Source organism: Pseudomonas sp. Leaf434 (assembly GCF_001425545.1).
Lineage (GTDB): Bacteria > Pseudomonadota > Gammaproteobacteria > Pseudomonadales > Pseudomonadaceae > Aquipseudomonas > Aquipseudomonas siliginis.
This window is the reverse complement of sequence record NZ_LMQZ01000001.1, coordinates 1,988,982-2,006,909: the sequence shown is the minus strand read 5'-3', so window position 1 is coordinate 2,006,909 and position 17,928 is coordinate 1,988,982. Positions and strand designations below refer to the sequence as shown.

General features: G+C 58.5%; 16 protein-coding genes. 5 read left to right on the top strand and 11 right to left on the bottom strand.

From position 1 onward, the window contains the following. Positions 1 to 46: 46 nt before the first annotated feature. Positions 47 to 1,267: an EAL domain-containing response regulator gene (locus ASG55_RS09000; protein WP_056785675.1), complete on the bottom strand. Its 1,221-nt coding sequence runs from the start codon at positions 1,265 to 1,267 to the stop codon at positions 47 to 49. A 320-nt stretch (positions 1,268 to 1,587) separates the two neighbouring features. Here ASG55_RS09000 and ASG55_RS08995 point away from each other — a divergent pair, with 320 nt between their 5' ends. The 3 genes from ASG55_RS08995 (at position 1,588) to ASG55_RS08985 (ending at position 5,668) form a co-directional block, all read left to right on the top strand. Then, positions 1,588 to 2,193 carry a fimbrial protein gene (locus ASG55_RS08995; protein WP_056785673.1) on the top strand — a complete coding sequence of 202 codons (606 nt, stop codon included), beginning with the start codon at positions 1,588 to 1,590 and terminating at the stop codon, positions 2,191 to 2,193. 68 nt (positions 2,194 to 2,261) lie between these two features. After that, positions 2,262 to 3,011, top strand: coding sequence for a fimbrial biogenesis chaperone (locus tag ASG55_RS08990; protein WP_041478776.1), 750 nt, complete (start codon positions 2,262 to 2,264; stop codon positions 3,009 to 3,011). A gap of 197 nt (positions 3,012 to 3,208) precedes the next feature. Beyond that, a complete protein-coding gene (locus ASG55_RS08985; protein ID WP_056786849.1) occupies positions 3,209 to 5,668 on the top strand; it encodes a fimbria/pilus outer membrane usher protein in 2,460 nt (819 codons plus the stop codon). 121 nt (positions 5,669 to 5,789) lie between these two features. Here ASG55_RS08985 and ASG55_RS08980 read toward each other — a convergent pair whose 3' ends face one another. The 9 genes from ASG55_RS08980 to ASG55_RS08940 all read right to left on the bottom strand — a co-directional run bounded on the left by ASG55_RS08980 (position 5,790) and on the right by ASG55_RS08940 (position 15,199). Further along, a complete protein-coding gene (locus ASG55_RS08980) occupies positions 5,790 to 6,695 on the bottom strand; it encodes a LysR family transcriptional regulator (RefSeq protein WP_016774575.1) in 906 nt (301 codons plus the stop codon). 87 nt (positions 6,696 to 6,782) lie between these two features. Next, the gene (locus ASG55_RS08975) at positions 6,783 to 7,319 is read right to left on the bottom strand and encodes a 2,4'-dihydroxyacetophenone dioxygenase family protein (RefSeq protein ID WP_024012829.1); all 537 of its coding nucleotides are present in this window, start codon (positions 7,317 to 7,319) and stop codon (positions 6,783 to 6,785) included. Positions 7,320 to 7,427: 108 nt separating this feature from the next. Next, positions 7,428 to 8,573, bottom strand: coding sequence for a glycerol dehydrogenase (locus ASG55_RS08970; RefSeq protein WP_056785670.1), 1,146 nt, complete (start codon positions 8,571 to 8,573; stop codon positions 7,428 to 7,430). 24 nt (positions 8,574 to 8,597) lie between these two features. After that, on the bottom strand, positions 8,598 to 9,368 hold the full coding sequence (locus tag ASG55_RS08965; RefSeq protein WP_056785667.1) for an SDR family oxidoreductase: 771 nt from the start codon (positions 9,366 to 9,368) through the stop codon (positions 8,598 to 8,600). A gap of 33 nt (positions 9,369 to 9,401) precedes the next feature. After that, positions 9,402 to 10,106 (bottom strand): ABC transporter ATP-binding protein, encoded by a 705-nt coding sequence (locus ASG55_RS08960; RefSeq protein ID WP_056785665.1) that lies wholly within the window; start codon positions 10,104 to 10,106, stop codon positions 9,402 to 9,404. After that, positions 10,099 to 11,880, bottom strand: coding sequence for a branched-chain amino acid ABC transporter ATP-binding protein/permease (locus ASG55_RS08955; RefSeq protein WP_201783055.1), 1,782 nt, complete (start codon positions 11,878 to 11,880; stop codon positions 10,099 to 10,101). Before ASG55_RS08955 ends, ASG55_RS08960 begins: the two co-directional genes overlap by 8 nt. An 11-nt stretch (positions 11,881 to 11,891) precedes the next feature. Further along, positions 11,892 to 12,767, bottom strand: coding sequence for a branched-chain amino acid ABC transporter permease (locus ASG55_RS08950; protein ID WP_056785660.1), 876 nt, complete (start codon positions 12,765 to 12,767; stop codon positions 11,892 to 11,894). Positions 12,768 to 12,843: 76 nt separating this feature from the next. Beyond that, positions 12,844 to 14,091, bottom strand: a complete 1,248-nt coding sequence (locus tag ASG55_RS08945) for an ABC transporter substrate-binding protein (RefSeq protein ID WP_056785656.1) — start codon at positions 14,089 to 14,091, stop codon at positions 12,844 to 12,846. Positions 14,092 to 14,293: 202 nt separating this feature from the next. Continuing rightward, the gene (locus tag ASG55_RS08940) at positions 14,294 to 15,199 is read right to left on the bottom strand and encodes a LysR family transcriptional regulator (protein ID WP_056785655.1); all 906 of its coding nucleotides are present in this window, start codon (positions 15,197 to 15,199) and stop codon (positions 14,294 to 14,296) included. 118 nt (positions 15,200 to 15,317) lie between these two features. Between ASG55_RS08940 and ASG55_RS08935 the strand changes: the two genes are divergently transcribed. Beyond that, positions 15,318 to 16,244 (top strand): alpha/beta hydrolase, encoded by a 927-nt coding sequence (locus ASG55_RS08935; protein ID WP_056785652.1) that lies wholly within the window; start codon positions 15,318 to 15,320, stop codon positions 16,242 to 16,244. A gap of 94 nt (positions 16,245 to 16,338) precedes the next feature. Continuing rightward, complete coding sequence (locus ASG55_RS08930; RefSeq protein WP_056785649.1) at positions 16,339 to 16,548, top strand: hypothetical protein; 210 nt, start codon at positions 16,339 to 16,341, stop codon at positions 16,546 to 16,548. A 1-nt stretch (position 16,549) separates the two neighbouring features. Here ASG55_RS08930 and ASG55_RS08925 read toward each other — a convergent pair whose 3' ends face one another. Beyond that, positions 16,550 to 17,524: an NAD-dependent epimerase gene (locus ASG55_RS08925; protein ID WP_056785646.1), complete on the bottom strand. Its 975-nt coding sequence runs from the start codon at positions 17,522 to 17,524 to the stop codon at positions 16,550 to 16,552. Positions 17,525 to 17,928: the final 404 nt, after the last annotated feature.

Sequence of the window (17,928 nt, the reverse complement as noted above, 5' to 3'; positions counted from 1 at the left end):
CGTGACGAAATAGGGCTTTGTCCCAAAAGTCAGAATGCCGCTTGCATCAACGATCGGATGTGCCTATTGCGCGGCGCCAGGACGACTTCTGGCCTTCGAAACGCCAGTCGACCAAATGCGCCCAATTCATCGGGCGAGCATAGAAGAAGCCCTGCCCCCACTGACAACCAAGCCGCGCCAGATGCTGAACCTGATCTGCGGTTTCAATACCCTCTGCCACCACGCGCATGTCCAATTCCCGCGCCAAGGCCAACGCCCCGTGGATGACCGCGCTGTAGCGCGCCTGATGGAAATTCTGCACGAAGCCGGCGTCGAGTTTGATTTCGTTGAACGGCATCTGGCACAGCCGCTCAAGTGAAGAATAGCCGACACCGAAATCATCGATTGCCAGACTGAAGCCGAGCATGCGCAGACGCACCATGTTTTCCATGCTGATCTCGGGCATCTGCAGCAGGCCGGTTTCCGTGAGCTCGAAAATGAGCCCAGCTGGCGAGGCGCCATGGATGCGCAACAGCGCCTTGATCCGGTCGACAAGATTCGGATTGGCCATCTGCGTCACGTCGAGATTGAACGCCAGCTTGAACGGCTTGCCGTGAGACTGGACGAAGCGCTGCAGACTCAAGCCTTGCGTGAGCAGGCTGAAAAACATCTCATCGAGCAGCCCGCAGCGCTCGATCGTCGGCAAGAACATGCCTGGCGAGAGCAAGCCGCGACTGGGGCTCTGCCATCGCACCAGCACCTCGGCGCCATCCACCTCACCACTGCGCAGATGAAACTTGGGCTGGAAGTAGGCGCGAAATTCCTGACGGCGTATCGCTTCGAGCACTTCGTTCTCCGAAGGCTGATCGAGATGACTTTCCACCACTTTGGTATCGCCCGGAGTGTGCGGCCGATAACGCGCCAACAATGGCCCCAGCACATCGATCATCAGAGGCTTGCCGACACTGCCAAGCAATTCCAGCCCCTGCAACGTGACAATCCGGTCAACCGTGCGCAACAAGTCTTCAGGCAGTGAACTGCAGATGATCACTGCACGAATCAAACCGGCCTCTCTCGCCAGGCGCAAGAACGTCAAACCATCCATCCCGGCCATGCTCAAGTCACACAATGCAACGTCCACGCCTCCAGCCTGGGATATCACAGCCAGCGCATCCTTGCCGTCAGCCGCCTGAAAGATATTTTTGTACCCCAGACTATTAAGCGCACTGACTGCCGCCGTGCGCTGAAAGGCGTGATCTTCCAAGACCAATATACGAAGCGTGTTCACAAACCTGGAACCTCTTTCTATCAGTCGTTGATAGCGAAAGTTTGAATAATCTTTCAAGCAGGACGCCCGCTCACAAACTTTGCGTTGACTGAGAATTTCTGCATCCGCGAATACTAGCCAGACAAAGACCGCACGACTTTGAGAATTGTCTCATTTGGTTCGCTGCACCATTACCGCAAATATGAATACGCCACTGCCATATTACTGACCGGCTCGCACCTTTATCGCTTTAAGACAAATCCCAAAGACCCGCCACCACCGCACACCTAATATGGCCTGGCATTTCAATGCAGCACTTCACAATAACTTCGGATATAAACATGAAAAAGTTCGCTTTCGCAGTACTCACTCTTTCCGTACTGGCTGCCTCCACTGGCGCAGTGGCTGAAGAAGAAGCCGCTAAAGCTGTCAAGGGCGGCAGCGGTCAAATCAGCTTCACCGGCGTTATCAACAACGACGCCTGCTCGGTAGACGGCGCTTCGGGTAACGACAAGATGATTGCCGTGGACATGGGCAGCGTGTCGATCAAAGACATGGGCACCGACTCTGCTCCGGGCGCCGGTCGTGTGGCCGCCAACGATTTCAACCTGAAAGTGAACTGCAACGCTGGCACCAAGGTTTCGATGCTGTTCAAACCAACCGTAAACGGCGGTTCGGGCCTGGTTGATGGCAAGAAAGTTCTCAAGCTGCAGGGTGCAGACGCGGCCAAGGGCGTTGGTATCGCACTGCTGGACAGCAATGGCCAGTTGATCGACCTGAGCTCCGAAGCCACTGCCAAAGTGCAGACCAACCTGACTGGCGACGCAACCACAGGTGGTGATGGCACCCTGTCGTTCGCAGCCGCTTACGTCACCACCGGCGACAAGACCACCGCTACTGCCGGTACCGGTAACGCCACTCTGCCGTTCGTTCTCGAATACGAATAAGCAGCCCGCAATACCTGGACGGGGCCGCTGTGCCTCGTCCTTCCCGAACAGATTAATCGGTGAAATCTATGTTAAGTCGCTACTTTCCGCTTTGCCTGGGGCTTGCCGGGGTGTTGATGACGCACTCGGCATTCGCCAGCATCTCCTTGAGCTCCACCCGGATTATCTTCGATGGCGCGCACAAAGAGGCGAATGTCACCGTGCGCAACGGCGGACAAACCATTCTGGCGCAATCGTGGCTGGATGCCGGCGACACCGCTGGCAGCGCACCGCCTTTCGCAGTTACTCCACCACTGGCCAAACTTGAGCCCAATCAACAGCAATTACTGAGGATTCTTTATGAAGGCCGCGGCATGCCTGCGGACAAGGAGTCGGTGGTATGGCTGAACGTGCAGGAAATCCCCCAGGCCAGTGCTGCCGATGTCAACACGCTGCAATTGGCGGTACGTCAGCGTATCAAGGTCTTCTTCCGCCCGGACGGACTCACCGGTGATGCCGCAAAGGCACCGGAGCAACTTGCATGGCAATTGGTCACTCAGGCTGGCAAGTCGGTGCTGAAAGTAAAAAACCAAAGCAACTACCACGTGTCGCTGGCCGATCTGAAAGTCGTTGCAGGAAAAAAAGCGGAATTGGTAATTGATTCGACAATGATCGTTCCAGGGGAAGTTCGCTCATTCAATCTGAAAGATCTGCCAGCTGGTACTTCGCATTTGAGTTTTTCAGCAATTAACGATTACGGCGCACAACAACGATTCGATGCACCACTAAGCGTTGCCGAAAGCCATGCCGAGCGCGTGAAAGATGCCTCCGCCCAGTAAATCCCCCACCCCACCCTGCCAACTTACAAGCTATTCACAAGTTCCGGACTCCGGTTGAAGCAACACGGACTGATAAGGCAAATTGCATGTTTTCCTCCCAACACCACACATCTGAAAGTTGTGTTAAGCATCATGTTGCGCGCCAGAAAAACAAAGCGGCGTTGGGCTGCCTGCATCCATTGTGCTTTGCTATCAACATGGCCATTTGCGGATTCGCCGTGGGCGCCGAAGCCCCGGCCGCAGTGGCGAGTGAATCTTTCAATACGCTGTTCCTTGAAGGTTCATCAGCGGTCGATCTGCAACCCTTGTTGAATGCCAACAGCGTACTGCCGGGCCAATACCGCGTTGACGTTTTCAGCAACGGCACGCTGGTCGGTCGACGCGACGTTGATTTCGCGGCCAACCCGGTCAACGGCAAAGTCGAGCCACGCATCACTCTGGAACTGTTGCAGCAGCTGGGTGTGGACATGCGCAAACTGCGTGAGCAGGGTCTGGTTGACGAGCAACACCCTGCCGATCACTACGACCTGCCTGCAATGATCGAGCAAGCCAGTCTCAGCTTCGATGCCAACCGCCTGCGCCTCAATATCAGCGTGCCGCAGGTCGCCATGGCGCGTGGCATGCGCGGCTATGTAGATCCAGAGCTTTGGGACCAAGGTGTGGCCGCCGGTTTCATCAACTACCAGCTGAGCAGCACCCGCAGCAAAACCGATTACACCACGCAAATCTCCAATAACCTGGGGCTGCGCAACGGCATCAACTTTGGCGCCTGGCGTCTGCGCAACGAGTCCAATCTGAGCAGCTCCACCGGCCGGCCCAATCGTTTTGTCAGCAACCGCACGTTCATCCAGCGCGACCTCACGGCGATCAAGGGGCAACTGAGCGCGGGTGAAATCTTTTCCGACTCGGATCTGTTCGACAGCGTGCGCTATCAAGGCGTCAAGGTGGCCTCTGATGAGGGCATGCGCGCAGACAGCGAGCGCGGCTATGCGCCGATCATACGTGGCGTTGCTGAAACCAACGCCACGATCGAGGTCCGCCAGGATAACTACATTCTCTACACCACCAACGTGCCGCCGGGTCCGTTCGAGATCAGTGATATCTACCCATCGGGCTCCAACGGTGACCTGGAGATCACCATTGTCGAAGCGGATGGTCGGCGCAAGGTAACCCGGCAGGCGTTCTCCGCCCTGCCGACGATGGTGCGTGAGGGACAGTTGAAGTACAGCCTGTCGAGCGGCAAATTCAATAACAACAGCGAGGGCTATGACAAGCCCGCCTTCCTCAGCGGCACGTTCGCCTACGGCTTGACCAGCAACCTGACAGGCATTGCCGGCCTTCAGGCCAGCAATGGTTTCAAGGCGATTTCAGTCGGTGCGGCGAAGAACACCTCGATTGGCGCAATGTCCCTGGACGTGACGCAATCGTCCAGCAAGGCATTCGGCAAAACCACCCAGGGCAGCAGCATACGCGCGCTCTATGCAAAGACCTTCACCGGCACCGATACCAGCTTCACCCTCGCCGCTTATCGTTATTCGACCGAGGGTTACCGCACGCTGACCGACCATGTCCAGGACACCAGCTCCGGGGCCACCCGGCGCCTGGGTAATTCCAAAACCCGCACCGACCTCACGGTCAACCAGACTTTGGGCGAAGCACGCCAGTTCGGCTCGCTGTACCTGAACGCCAGTGACCAGCGCTATTGGGATCGCGGTGGCTCGCGGAGCTTTTCCGCCGGCTACAACAACAATTGGCGCGACCTGAACTACAACATCAGCCTGAGCAAAACCCAGGAGTTCGGCGCGCGCGGTGACACCAGCAACGACACACAACTGAGCGTCTCGATTTCGTTTCCGCTCGGTTCGACACCCCGCGCACCGCGCGCCTACATTTCCAGTAACCATCAGAACACCGGTACCAGCACCCAAGCCGGGATCAACGGTTATCTGACCGAGGACAGCGACACCTACTATTCCGTGCAGACCGGGCGCAGTGTCCAAGGCGATCGATCTGGCTCGCTGAGCCTGAGTACCCGCACATCGATGGGCGACCTGAGCCTGGGTTACAACCGAGGCAACGGTTATGAATCACAGAACCTGAGTGCCGCCGGATCGCTGGTGGCCCATGCAGGCGGCATCAATATGGGCCAGACCGTCGGTGAAACGTTCGGTCTGGTGGAAGTGCCCGGCATGTCGGGCGTCGAAGTCAGCAGCTATTCGGGTGTGAAAACCGGCCTGAACGGCTATGCGGTTCTGCCTAACGCGCAACCGTACCGCGTGAACTGGGTAACGCTGGACACGCGTAACCTGGGCGGTGAGATCGAGCTGGACAATGCCACCCAGCAACTGGTGCCAAGACGAGGTTCGATAGTTCTTGCACGCTTCGAAGGCAGCAAAGGCAGACGCGTCCAGTTTGAACTGTACGATGCCAACGGCCAGCCGATTCCATTCGGCGCGGTGCTGTTGGATAGCGACGGCAAACAACTGGCATTGTCAGATCCGACGGGCAAGGCCCTGGCGCTGGTGACCAAAGATCACGGTGTCATCACCATCAAGTGGCAGGGCAAAAGCTGCCCCGTGCCGTACAAGCTGCCGGAAAAGGTCGAAGGCTTGAACTATGAGCAATACCGGTTGGCCTGCTCTTCGAGCGCGAAGTAGACCGACCGCGAGCTTGTCACTCTACGCCCCCTCAACCAAAACTCAGCCCTGATGATTCAGGGCTTTTTAATGCGCAGTTTGAGCATCGCGTTGATCAATACGCTGCCCCCAGAGCTGAACGTCAGGAGACCTTCCACGGATGCTCACGCCACTTGTTCTGAAAAAACTCGATGAATACTCGTATCCGTGGACTCAAATGCTTGCGATCCGAATAAAGCAGGTAGATCGGCTCGACCACACCCGTTTTGAAATCCTCAAGCAACGGCACTAGCGTTCCCGCTTTTACATCAAGCCCGATATGAAAGTCCGCAAGCTTCACCACGCCAGCGCCTGACAGCGCCATGTCGCGCAACAGATCGCCTTGAGTAAACGACGCGCTGGCGGTCACCGGTACCGAGACGCCGTCTCCATCCTGCAAAAATGACCATTTGTTCCACGGGCTGACGAAGCTGAAATTGAAGCAACGATGATTCAGCAAATCTGCGGGTGTGGTTGGTGTGCCGTGTTCAGCCAGGTACTGCGGCGAGGCACAGATCAGCCATTCACATTCGCCGATGCGTCTGGCAATGCGTGATGAGCTGGGCAATACGCCGCTGTGGATGGCGATATCGAGCCCTTGCTCGAAGTGATCGACGAATTGCGCGCCGAGTTGGATCTCAACGTCCAGTGAGGGATACAAATCCAGAAATTCCGGTAGCCACGGCACGATCTGGTGTTTGGCGAAAGAGGTCATGGTGTGGATGCGCAGGGTGCCACTGACCCTGGAGGGCAACGCCTCGGCCAGCGAGTCCGCCTCGTTCATGGCTTCAACGACGGCTTTGGCGCTGCGCAGGTAAGCGGCGCCCTCCTCGGTCAGCGTCAGCACGCGTGAGCCGCGCTGGAACAGCCGGACCTGCAAGCGATCTTCCAGGCGGGTGATCAGTTTGCTGACCGCTGATGGCGTCAGGTGATGGGCGCGCGCGGCAGCAGAAAAACTTCCACATTCGGTAGACCATATAAAAGCGAGCAGCTGCGAATAATTGTCCATGGCCGGTCCTGGCGAAAAGCTTGAAGGCATGTTGTCTCAACGCTTATGAAAAAGCGCGCCGAAGCGCGCTTTTTCCTGGGGGCCGGGTCAGCGAATGAACTGTTCGATGTAGTCGTCCGGCAAACCCAGCGTCTTGTAATGCGCTCGGGCGGCTTCAAGCTTGGTGAACACATCTTCGTAACCCACGGCAACGCCCTGCGGATCGACGTAAGTGTAGCCACCCTGCACGTGGAACCAGGTGATCATTTCACTCACATCCTCGGGGACGAACAGGGTATGCGTTTCACCGGGCGGCTCATAGGCAAAAGACCCCTCCTCCGCGACCCAGTCATGCTCCAGGTAGTACCAGCGACCCTTGAGCACGATCGCATGCACGCCGCCGGTATGGCGGTGACGCGACAGCACGCCGGCCTGACGCACCCGCAACAGGTTGATGTAATAGCCGCCGCTGGTGTTGAGCAGCAATGGCTTGAAGGAGACAGATTTTGTTACCGGCACCCACAGCGCATCGTCTTCGAGCCACTGCGTCATGACGCCCGGATGCACCATGTCGGGCGTCATGAATGGAACTTGCGGCAACTGATACGCAATGGCGAGTTCATCAGGTTTAACAGGAGTATTCATAGTCAGGCCTCTCGGTTTTTTTGACGAATTCACAGCACTTGATTGCGCCAGGATTTCGCTTGAGGGAAAGGTTATGGCGTCGCTGTACGGGAGAAAACAGCTACTTGGTCACACCTGTTGTGACGCAGGATCACAGTGTCGGGGCGGGTTCGCGCAGACTCTGACCAGCCGTGAACCAAGGCTGTCAGCCGCCGCCAATCCTTCCACCAGGCGCTGGTAGTTCAAGGGCGGTTGCATGTTTCTGGCGTAAACCGCCGATAAGGTTGCGTCCACGAGAATATTGATCTGCGCCGTCGTCAACGGCGTGCGCTGACCCAGTTCAGCGAACGTCACGGGCAGCTTCACCGCGTGCAGCAGACGCGCGACCTGTTCAATCTCTTCGGCCGGTCGCGCCTCCACCGCCATCTGCACCAGCGTGCCGAACGCCACCAGTTCGCCATGCAGCATCGACGCCATCGCCGGTATCGCGGTCAGCCCCCGAACCAGGGCATGGGACAGTGACAAACCACCGCTCTCGAAACCGACACCGCTAATCAGCACGGTGCCTTCGATGACCCGCTCGACATCATCGGTGAGTTCATGTCGACACACCGCCTGATATGCCGGGACGCCGTACTGCCTCAGCGTGTCGAAAACCAGGTTGGTGAGCATCAATGCCGTGTGCAGCGGCGGTGTGCCGAAAGAGTTGTGGCCGCCGGCGGCGTAGCACTGTCGGGCTTCGAATTTCTTGCTGATGGCATCGCCGATCCCGGCCGCGAAGAACCGTGCCGGCGCCTGAACGATGACCTCTGTATCGACAATCACCGCAGCGGGATTCATCTTCAGAAACTCCACGCCCACCACTTTGTGCTCTTCGTCGTAAAGCACGATCAGCCGACTCGTTGGCGCGTCACTTGAAGCGATCGTGGGGCAGACAATGATCGGCACGTCGAGATTGGCCGCCAGCCCCTTCGCCGTATCGATGGTCTTGCCACCGCCCAGCGCAATGATCGTGTCGGGGGCGTGCAGCAATGCCTGCTCGGATAACTGCGCAATCGCAGCGCGCGTGCACTCGCCGGGAAACTCGATGTGCAATGGCTCCAATCCCTGGTCCTGCAACGTGGCGCCAACCTGCGGCCATAGATGCCGGGCGACAAACTCATCGCAAAGCACCAGCGGCCGTGATCGGCCCATGTCGTTCAGCACTCTGCCCAATTGTTGCAATGCATTCGGACCCTGCTCGTAGCGCCCGGGAAATCCCATCGTTTTAACCATGACAAACGTCCTCGCAAGAAGTCATCAGCGCATCAACCAGCCGCCCGCGACATCAACCACCTGGCCGGTAATGAAGTCGCTTTCGCTTGACGTGAGAAAACACGCCGCTCTCGCCACCTCAAGCGGTGTGCCCAGCCTGCGCAGCGGTGTCTCGTCGACCACGGTTTGATTGGCCTGGGCCGATACGGTCTTGAGCAATGGCGTTTCGATTCGTCCAGGTGCCAGCGCATTGGCGGTGACACCGAACGGCCCGAGTTCGCCGGCCAGGTGGCGGGTAAAGCCGATGATTGCGGCTTTGGTCGCACTGTAGTGCGCTGCGACAATCGGCAAGAACGCGCTGCCCGCCACCGAAGACATATTGACGATGCGCCCGAACCGGCGCTCGACCATGCCGGGCGCGAGCACTCGCACCAGGTTGAAGGAGCCATTGAGGTTGATATCGACCACCCGCAGCCACTCCTCCGGCGCCATGGTCCAGATCGGCGCGGGTGCGCCGTGGTGTTTGGGCGAAACGCCGGCGTTGTTGATCAGGGTATCGATGGGGCCGAGCTCACCTTGCACGCGCTCGCATGCAGCAGCGCAGTCTTGAAAACTCGCGACATCAGCCTGCGCCCACGCGACCGCAAAACCCGCATCACGCAACGCCACGCCCTGCTGTTGCACCTTGTCGGCATCAGCATCGAGCAGCGCCACGGCTGCACCTTCTTCGCAATACAACCGCGCGATCGCCGCACCGATACCGCCCCCGGCGCCGGTGACCATTACGGTGCGCCCAGCGTGTCTGGAATGAGTCATGAGCTGTTCTCACTTGCAGATGAATGGACTGGGTCAGAGCCCCAGATAAGCACGCTTGACGTGCGGGTTTTCCAGCAGTTCCTGGCCGGTGCCGCTGAGCACCACTTCGCCGTTCTCCAGCACGTAACCACGATGAGCAATGCGCAGCGTATGAACGATGTTCTGCTCGACGATCAACACGGTGGTGCCCAACTGGAGAATCCTGTTGATGATCTCGAAGACCTGCGACACCAGCAGCGGCGACAGGCCCAGCGAGGGTTCATCAAACATCAACAATTTCGGCTCGGCCATCAGGCCCCGGGCGATGGCGACCATTTGTTGTTCGCCGCCCGACAGTGTCCCGGCGTTCTGATCAAGGCGTTCGCGCACCCTCGGAAACAGATCGAGAATATTGTCCAGACGCTGCCTGTAGCCCGCTCGTGCACTGCGTTTGTAGGCGCCCATCAAGAGGTTGTCGCGCACGCTGATGTAGGGAAACAACTGGCGCCCCTCCGGTATCAGTGTCAGGCCCGCGTCGACAATCTGATCGGGGCGATTGCCATCGATGCGCTGGCCTTCGAATTCGATCGTGCCTTGGGACGGTGTGACGATGCCGCACAAGCTGCGCAGGGTCGTGGTTTTGCCGGCGCCGTTGGCGCCGACGATAGTCACCACCTCACCGGCATTGACCTCGAACGACACGCCACGAAGGATCTCCGTACCGCCATAGCCGCTGTGGACGTTGTCGAGTTTAAGCATGGCTGTACTCCTTACCGAGGTAGGCTTCGATAACCTGAGGATCGTTGATCACATCGTGAGGCGCGCCCTGCATCAGCAGCGTGCCGGAACTGATCACGACGATGCGGTCAGAAAGGCTCATGGTGGCTTGCATCAAGTGCTCGATCATCAACACGCTGACGCCCGAATCACGCACCCGGCGAATGACTGCGATGGCCTTGGCAACATCCGTCGGGTTGAGGCCGGCCATGACCTCGTCGAGCAGCAGGATGCGCGGGCGGGTCGCCAGAGCGCGGGCCATTTCCAGGCGCTTCATGCCGCCGACCGTCAAGTTGCGCGCCCGGGTGTCGAGCAGCGCGGTGAGTTCGGTCAGCTCGGCGACTTGCTCGGCGATCGCCCTCGCCTCCTTCGCGTCGGCGGTGTGCATGAATGCACCGAGCATGATGTTCTCGCAGACACTCAAATCAGCGAATGGCTGCACGATCTGAAAGGTCCGGCCAATGCCTGCCCGGGCGAACTCGGCCGGGCTGTTCGGGGTGACCCAGTCGCCATTGAGCAGGCGCACTTTCACTTGGCCTTTGGATGGCAGAAGAAACCCGGAGAGCTGGTTGAACACCGTAGTTTTGCCGGCGCCGTTCGGGCCGATCACACCCACGATTTCGCCTTCGGCCAAGCTCAGCGAAACATCGTTGGTGGCGTGCAGTCCGCCAAAGAACTTGTGCAGGTTTTCTGCGACCAGAACCGGCTCACCGTGCGTGGCCGAATGGGCTTGCGCCAAGGTCGGCCCGATCGGTGCTTCTGTATTTGCCATCGAACGACGGCCGCCGGGCAATGAGTCGATCCAGGCAAATATCCGAGCCCCAAAACGCCCCACCACGCCTTGCGGAATAGTCAGCACCACCGCGACCAGCACGATGCCATAGACCAGACCGTGCACCCCGCTGCCCAGATCGCCCAGCCAACCGCGTGCCAGTTCAGCCAGCGGCAGCACCAGCAAAGTGCCGATCAGCGGTCCCGATACCGTGCCCAGTCCACCAATCAACGCGAACATGGCGATCTGAATCGACATCTCCAGAGAAAACATCGAGCCGGGTTCGATGAAGGTCAGGTACATCGCGTGAAAGCTGCCGACCAGGCTGGTGATAAATGCGGACAACACCACGGCGATCAGCTTGACCTTGACCGAGTTCACGCCCACCGCATGGGCGGCGTCTTCACGTTCACGCACGGCGATCAGGTAATAACCCAGTCGGGAATTCTTGATCTTCCACGACACCGCCAATGTGATGAGCAGAAACGCGAAGGCGATCAGCAGGTACGGCCAGCGCGGGCGGAACAACATCCACTCGAAACCGAGCTTCAGCGGTACGCCCAGCCCTGCCGCACCACCGGTCACGTCATGCTGATTGATCGCCACCAGACGCACGACCTCCAGCACCGCAATGGTCGCCAAGGCAAAAAACGGCCCGCGCAACCTGAAGCACGGCCAACTGATCAGCACCGCGACAATCGACGACAGGATTGCGCCAGCGAACATGCCGATCCATGGACTGATGCCCAGTTTCATCATCAGCAGCGTCGTCGTGTAAGCGCCCACCCCATAGAACACGGCATGCCCCAACGACAGCTGGCCGGCAAACCCACCGACGATGTTCCAGGCACTGGCCAGTGCCGCATAACTGCATATGAGGATGAACAGGTGGTAAACGAACGGCGAGCCAACGCTCAATGGAATGATCAATAACAGCGCCAGGGCCAGTGCACTGACATAGACACGCGGGTGCAAAATATTCATGACCATTTTCCTCACTCAGACCCGCGACCGGAGCCGAAAAGGCCTGTCGGACGAAACACCAGGATGCCCAGGAAAATCGTGAAATAGACGACCTCCTTGAGGTCCGGCGCGATGTAGTAACCGGCGAGACTGTCGACGATGCCGATCAGCATTGAACCGATCAGTGCGCCGGACAGGCTGCCCAGGCCGCCCAGCACCACAATCACAAACGCCGTCAGCACGAAGAAAGTGCCAACGGTTGGAAAGACCGGATATTGCGGAGCGATCAGTCCCGAGGCGACGCCCAGGCAGGCGCAACCCAGGCCGAAGGCAAACACATAGATGTTCTTGACGTTGACGCCCATCAGTTGCGCCGCGTTGCGATGCTGTGCAGTAGCGCGCACGGCCCGGCCGAGAAATGTGTTCTGCAAAAACCAGTGCAGCCCCGCGACCAGTGCGAGCGACGCGACAAACGTGATCAACTGACCGCTGCTGACGCGAAAGGCGCCGAAGCTGACGGTCGTGGTACCGACGCTGATGTTCTTCACCGTCATGACATCGGCACCGAAGATCAGCAACGCGCCGTTCATCAGGGCAATCGAGACGCCGACGGTGGCGAAAATCTGGATATGTCCTTCGGCGCCAAGCAACGGCTGAATGATGAAACGCTGCATTGCCGCACCAGCGGCAAACAACAGGATCGTTGCAGGAATGATCGCTATATACGGGTGGATGCCGAAGTGCGAATTCAGCAAGTACACGGCATACAGGCCGATCATCAGAAACTCGCCATGGGCGAAGTTGACCACACGCACGATGCCGAAAATCAAAGTCAGGCCGATGCTGATGATGGCCAACGTGCCACCGAGCAATAAGCCGTTCAACAGGAGCTGGATGAAAATTTCCACGGTTGGCGCCCTCTTTGCGAGCGAACGAACCCGTGAAGCTCAATGATCAAGCTTCAGCAGATTGCGGGTTCAGATATCAGGGTTGGTCGGAAAAACGCGCTTGGGCAACGGCGGCTGCCTGGGGGTAAACGGTTTTCAGCAGTCCGTTCTGCCACTGCATGATTGCCGTATTGGCGCGCTGGTTCTGGCCGTTCTTGCCAAACCTGGCACCGATGCCGGCAGCCGTGCCACCGAGAGGAATATCGATGGTTGCCACCGAGGCACGGATCGCATCGGCGTCCAGCGAAGTACTGTTTTCCATGGCATCGAGGAATATCTTCGCCCCGACATAGTTGATCAGGCTGTGGCCCGAGCGCGGTTCGCTGCCGTAGCGATCCTTGTATGCCTTGGCGAACGCCCCGATACCGGGAGCGCCGTTTTCATTGGTCTGGAACTGTGGGAAATCGACATCGAGCACGCCTTCCATATTGGCTGCGCCGACGACCTTGACCGTGTCCTGCATGGAATAGCCGCCGCCGGCGCCGATAACGGCTTTGGGCCTGAAACCGGCTTCGCGGATCTGGCGGAAAAACAGCGTCGTGTCGTTCTGATAACTGGTCTGCAATACCACATCCGCCTGGGCGCCCTTCAAACGCAGGATCAGCGATGAGAGATCAACCGCTTTGGCCGAATACGGCAGTACCTCGACCACATTCAGACCTTGCTCCTGAGCGATCTTTTTCTGAAACCCGGCGATGGTCGTACCGTACAGCGCATCCTCGTGGATGATCGCGACCTTCAATTGTTTCGGATCGACCTTGAGCGATGGGCTGACAATCTCCGTGATGGCGGTGATGGTGCCTTCGGCAAAATTCCTGGCGGTCGGGTTGCTGCGCATCACGTAGCTCAGATCACGCTCAGTGATGTGGTCGGACACCGCACCCAACTCGAAAAACGGCACCCCCGCCATCTCCGTCACCTGCGTGGCCGCAAATGACAGCGCCGAGGAATAGCTGCCAAATACAGCAGTGACGTTTTCAACAGAGGTGAGCCGGCGCGCGGCACCGACCGCTTGTCCCGCATCGACTGCGTCGGCCTTGAGCAACTTGATCGGCTCGCCCTTCAAACCGCCCGAGGCATTTCGTTCGGCGACGGCCAGTTCGAGGCCACGGAAGCTCTCGTCGCCCAGTAACGCCAGGGATCCACTCAGGGGATAAAGCGCACCGATCCTGATGTCCGCGAGCGCGGCAACCGGAGTGGACAGGCAAAGCAGGATGCCGGCAGCTTTCAGCCAGCTTTTCGCGGTAGCCGCCACGGCCACGGCTTCCTCTTGAGCGAGTCTCATTGGATTCATCTCCCGCAGATATTGTTTTTATTGTTCCTTCAAATGATCCGTGCCGAGCACAGACATCGTCGGATTACAGTGGCGATGACACGCAAGTTTCTGCGCCACTGTTTGCAAGAGTACGGCTCGCCAAGATTGGCTGGATATAGCTGAAAAAGCACACCTGCTGTGAATTTTCGGCACAGCTTCTATCGCCGATTGATCAGTCCCAAGGCGCCGGCGACCACGCTTCCACCAGCCTGTCGATGAACAGCCGAATCTTCGGCGACAGGTGTCGCTTGCTCGGATAAATCACCCGGATCGGCTCGGCAGCCTCGGCGTAATCTGCGAGCAACTGCACGAGCTTGCCACTGCGCAAGTCATCGTTTGCCACATAGGATGGCAACGTCGCGATACCGAGGCCTGCGGCAGTCGCCTGATGCAAGGCTTCAGCGCTGTCCATCTGCAGCCGCCCGGCATGAATGACCGGCACAGGCTGACCATTGACGCGAAAATTCCACGGCAGCAATCGGCCACCGCTGACGAAGTGCAGGCACGCATGCCCGGCGAGATCTTCAGGTGTCTGCGGTGCCGGATGTTCATTCAGGTAATTGGGCGAGGCACAGGTGATCATTTGCTGGTAAGCCACCGTGCGCGTGAGTAGCCCGGAGTCTTCCTTGGGCGGACCGATGCGAATCGCCAGATCGAAACCCTCGTCGATCAGGTCGACCAGCCGATCGGAAAACGTCGCGTCGATGGCGAGCGACGGCCAGTCTCTCAGGCAGCGCTCGATGTGCTGCACAACGTGCAGCCGGCCCAGTGCTACCGGCAGGCTCATGCGCAAGCGGCCGCTGGGCGTCGAACGGCGGAACGCCAAAGCTTCTTCGACCTCGTCCAGATCCTGCAGGATGCCCACACATCGCTCATACAGCACCCGACCATCGTCGGTCAGGCTCAGGCTGCGGGTGGTGCGGTTCAGCAGACGGACCTGCAGACGCGATTCGAGCCGCACGATCGATTTACCGACGGCCGAGCGAGTCAGCCCGAGTTGCCTGGCCGCCGCCGTAAAACTTCCGGCATCCACCGAGGCGACGAAGGCGGCGATGTCGTTCAGGTTATGCAGTTCCATGTGGCCTCCGGATTTGGCATTCAAGCGGCTTGGCACCGGTTATGGGGAACCCTATTCCCCAATCATGAGCATAACATCTCGATTAGTTAATCCATCACCAACGCCTGATTGAGGTCATATGAACACTGAAGTAAAAGCAGCCGTGCAAACCTGGGCCAACAGCCTCAGCGATCTGGTACCCGTGCTCAAGGGCACCGATACCACCACAAAGATGAGCGACATCCGCGATGCCTACGCAAAAATGCTCGGGCAGAATCAGCCGCCGGCTGGCGTGAGGTTTGAAACAGTCGACATGGGCGGCGTGCCCGCTACGCTGGTGACTCCGGATGAGCTCAAGACCGACGCGGTGCTGATGTACATCCACGGTGGCGCCTACATCGTCGGTCGACCTGACGGCTACCACGGCATCGGCGGCAACTACGCAAAAATGCTTGGCGCGCGGGTGTATATGCCGGATTACCGCCTTGCACCCGAGCATCAGTTCCCCGCCCCCATCGATGACACTTTGCGCGCCTATGAGTGGTTGCTCGAGCAGAACATCGCCGCCAGCAAGATTGCCTTCGCTGGCGAGTCGGCGGGTGGCGCGATGGTGGTCAGCGTGATGGTCGCGGCAAAATCCAAAGGCTTGCCCTTGCCCGCAGTGGGTTCGTCCATCTCGCCATGGGCCAACCTCGAACACACCGGCGCCTCCATGAGCAATCGTGAAGGCCTTGATCCGCTGAACTCCAAGCCAGTGCTGGATATCCTCGCGCGAGCCTTTCTCGGCGACACCCTGGCCAACCATCCGCTAGCCTCGCCGGTGTTCGCCGACGTCACCGGACTGCCACCGATTCTGGTGCAGATCGGCGAAAACGAACTGATGCTCAGTGACGCCATGCGTCTGGCCAATCACCTGGCGGACAACCGCGTCCGGGTTAATCTTGAAGTGTGGCCCGGCATGTTTCACGCCTGGCATTTCTACGCGGGCATGCTGGCCGAGGGGCAGCAGGCGCTGGAGAGTTCGGTGCGGTTTATCGAGGCGGGATTGACTGAGGCTAATCGCTGACCAGACAGCATTAGCTGCTGATCGGGGACACTTCTGGCTGTATTGCTCGGCGCCTTGGCGGTATGGTGATTTGCCGACCGCCGAGGAACCCTGAATGCCGAAAAAACCACCAGCCCCTGACAGCACCGCCAGCGCAGCCGACATCGAACGCGCCATTCTGGCCTTGAACAAAATGGCCGAACGCCTATGGGGTGACGGTCGTGAGGCCGAGGCCAAGGCGCTGCTCGATGCACTGGATGCGCTGAATCGCGCCCTCGACCGGATCCGCATCGGGGAAAGTCGCAGGGCCGTCACCCTGCACTGAATCAGACCTGATAGAACTCGCGATACCACTGCACGAACGCTTGCACGCCCTGCTCGATCGGCACCTGCGGGCTGAAGTCGATGCAGCGTGCCAGCGCCGACACGTCGGCCCAGGTCTTCAATACATCGCCCTCCTGCATCGGCAGATAACGGCGCTGGGCCTTCATGCCCAATGCCTGCTCCAGGCATTCGACGAAGATCAATAGCGCTACTGGACTGCCGCGACCGATATTGAACAGCCGGTTAGTACCACGCTCGGCGCTGAGTGCGGGCGGTTTGTCGAGCAGTCGGAAAATCCCTTCGACGATGTCATCGATGTAGGTGAAATCCCGCGCCATTTCGCCTTGGTTGTAAAGGTCGATGGCGCGCCCCTGCAGCATCGCTTCGGTGAACTTGAACAGCGCCATGTCCGGTCGACCCCAGGGACCGTAGACGGTAAAAAAACGCAGGCCGGTGGCTTGCAAGCCGTAGAGATGGCAGTAACTGTGCGCGAGCAATTCGTTGGCACGCTTGGTCGCGGCGTACAACGAAACCGGTTGGTCGACCGGGTCGTCTTCTGCAAACGGCATCTTGGTATTGGCGCCATACACCGAGCTGCTCGAGGCGTAGATAAAGTGCTCCGGCGGATGACGACGGCATGCCTGCAGAACGTTGAGAAACCCGACCAGATTCGATTGCGCATATGCATCAGGATTGTCCAGCGAGTAGCGCACACCGGCCTGGGCGGCCAAGTGAATGACCTGTTTGAAGTGTCCGTGCTGTAACAGCGCGTTCAACGCCGCCTGATCAACAATGTCCAGTCGATGGAAAGTGAAATTGGCCAGCGTCTGCAATCTGTGCAAACGCGCCTGTTTGAGTTTGACATCGTAATAAGGATTGAGATTGTCGATACCCACAACCTCGAGCCCCTCGCGACACAAACGCATGACCGTGTGATAACCGATAAAACCTGCGGCACCTGTCACCAGAACACTCATGATCACCTCGGCTCACCGGTTGGACTTTAAGGAGATACACAGCACCGAACACTTACCGGCCAACAACGGCAACTATTGATAGACGACCCTAGTTACCCTGGCCAGCAGCATCCGACGCGAGGTATTTAAAAGCCGAACTGCCGGTGAATCGAAAGATGTAAGATTGAAACTAATTTGCTATCACGGACGCCATCTAACACCCGCGACTTCAATAACTTCAAAAAGTTTAAAAAATCCGACGAATAAATTTCACCATTCACAAACAATGACTTACACAACACGGCCATTATCAGCGGATGAAAGGCAGTCTTTTTGACTGTTATTAATTGACAGCTTGCAAAGACTGGCCGATAACTTAGCACTTCCCGAAGAGCTCGCGCCGCCGCGCACTTTTCTGCTCTCCG

Excerpts from the sequence above, each read along its gene's own strand:
- ASG55_RS08965 (WP_056785667.1), bottom strand. The coding sequence starts at position 9,368 with ATGACTCATTCCAGACACGCTGGGCGCACCGTAATGGTCACCGGCGCC.
- ASG55_RS08975 (WP_024012829.1), bottom strand. The coding sequence starts at position 7,319 with ATGAATACTCCTGTTAAACCTGATGAACTCGCCATTGCGTATCAGTTG.
- ASG55_RS08945 (WP_056785656.1), bottom strand. The coding sequence starts at position 14,091 with ATGAGACTCGCTCAAGAGGAAGCCGTGGCCGTGGCGGCTACCGCGAAA.
- ASG55_RS08990 (WP_041478776.1), top strand. The coding sequence starts at position 2,262 with ATGTTAAGTCGCTACTTTCCGCTTTGCCTGGGGCTTGCCGGGGTGTTG.
- ASG55_RS08935 (WP_056785652.1), top strand. The coding sequence starts at position 15,318 with ATGAACACTGAAGTAAAAGCAGCCGTGCAAACCTGGGCCAACAGCCTC.
- ASG55_RS08925 (WP_056785646.1), bottom strand. The coding sequence starts at position 17,524 with ATGAGTGTTCTGGTGACAGGTGCCGCAGGTTTTATCGGTTATCACACG.
- ASG55_RS08970 (WP_056785670.1), bottom strand. The coding sequence starts at position 8,573 with ATGGTTAAAACGATGGGATTTCCCGGGCGCTACGAGCAGGGTCCGAAT.
- ASG55_RS08955 (WP_201783055.1), bottom strand. The coding sequence starts at position 11,880 with ATGAATATTTTGCACCCGCGTGTCTATGTCAGTGCACTGGCCCTGGCG.
- ASG55_RS08930 (WP_056785649.1), top strand. The coding sequence starts at position 16,339 with ATGCCGAAAAAACCACCAGCCCCTGACAGCACCGCCAGCGCAGCCGAC.
- ASG55_RS08985 (WP_056786849.1), top strand. The coding sequence starts at position 3,209 with ATGGCCATTTGCGGATTCGCCGTGGGCGCCGAAGCCCCGGCCGCAGTG.
- ASG55_RS08960 (WP_056785665.1), bottom strand. The coding sequence starts at position 10,106 with ATGCTTAAACTCGACAACGTCCACAGCGGCTATGGCGGTACGGAGATC.
- ASG55_RS08995 (WP_056785673.1), top strand. The coding sequence starts at position 1,588 with ATGAAAAAGTTCGCTTTCGCAGTACTCACTCTTTCCGTACTGGCTGCC.
- ASG55_RS08980 (WP_016774575.1), bottom strand. The coding sequence starts at position 6,695 with ATGGACAATTATTCGCAGCTGCTCGCTTTTATATGGTCTACCGAATGT.
- ASG55_RS08940 (WP_056785655.1), bottom strand. The coding sequence starts at position 15,199 with ATGGAACTGCATAACCTGAACGACATCGCCGCCTTCGTCGCCTCGGTG.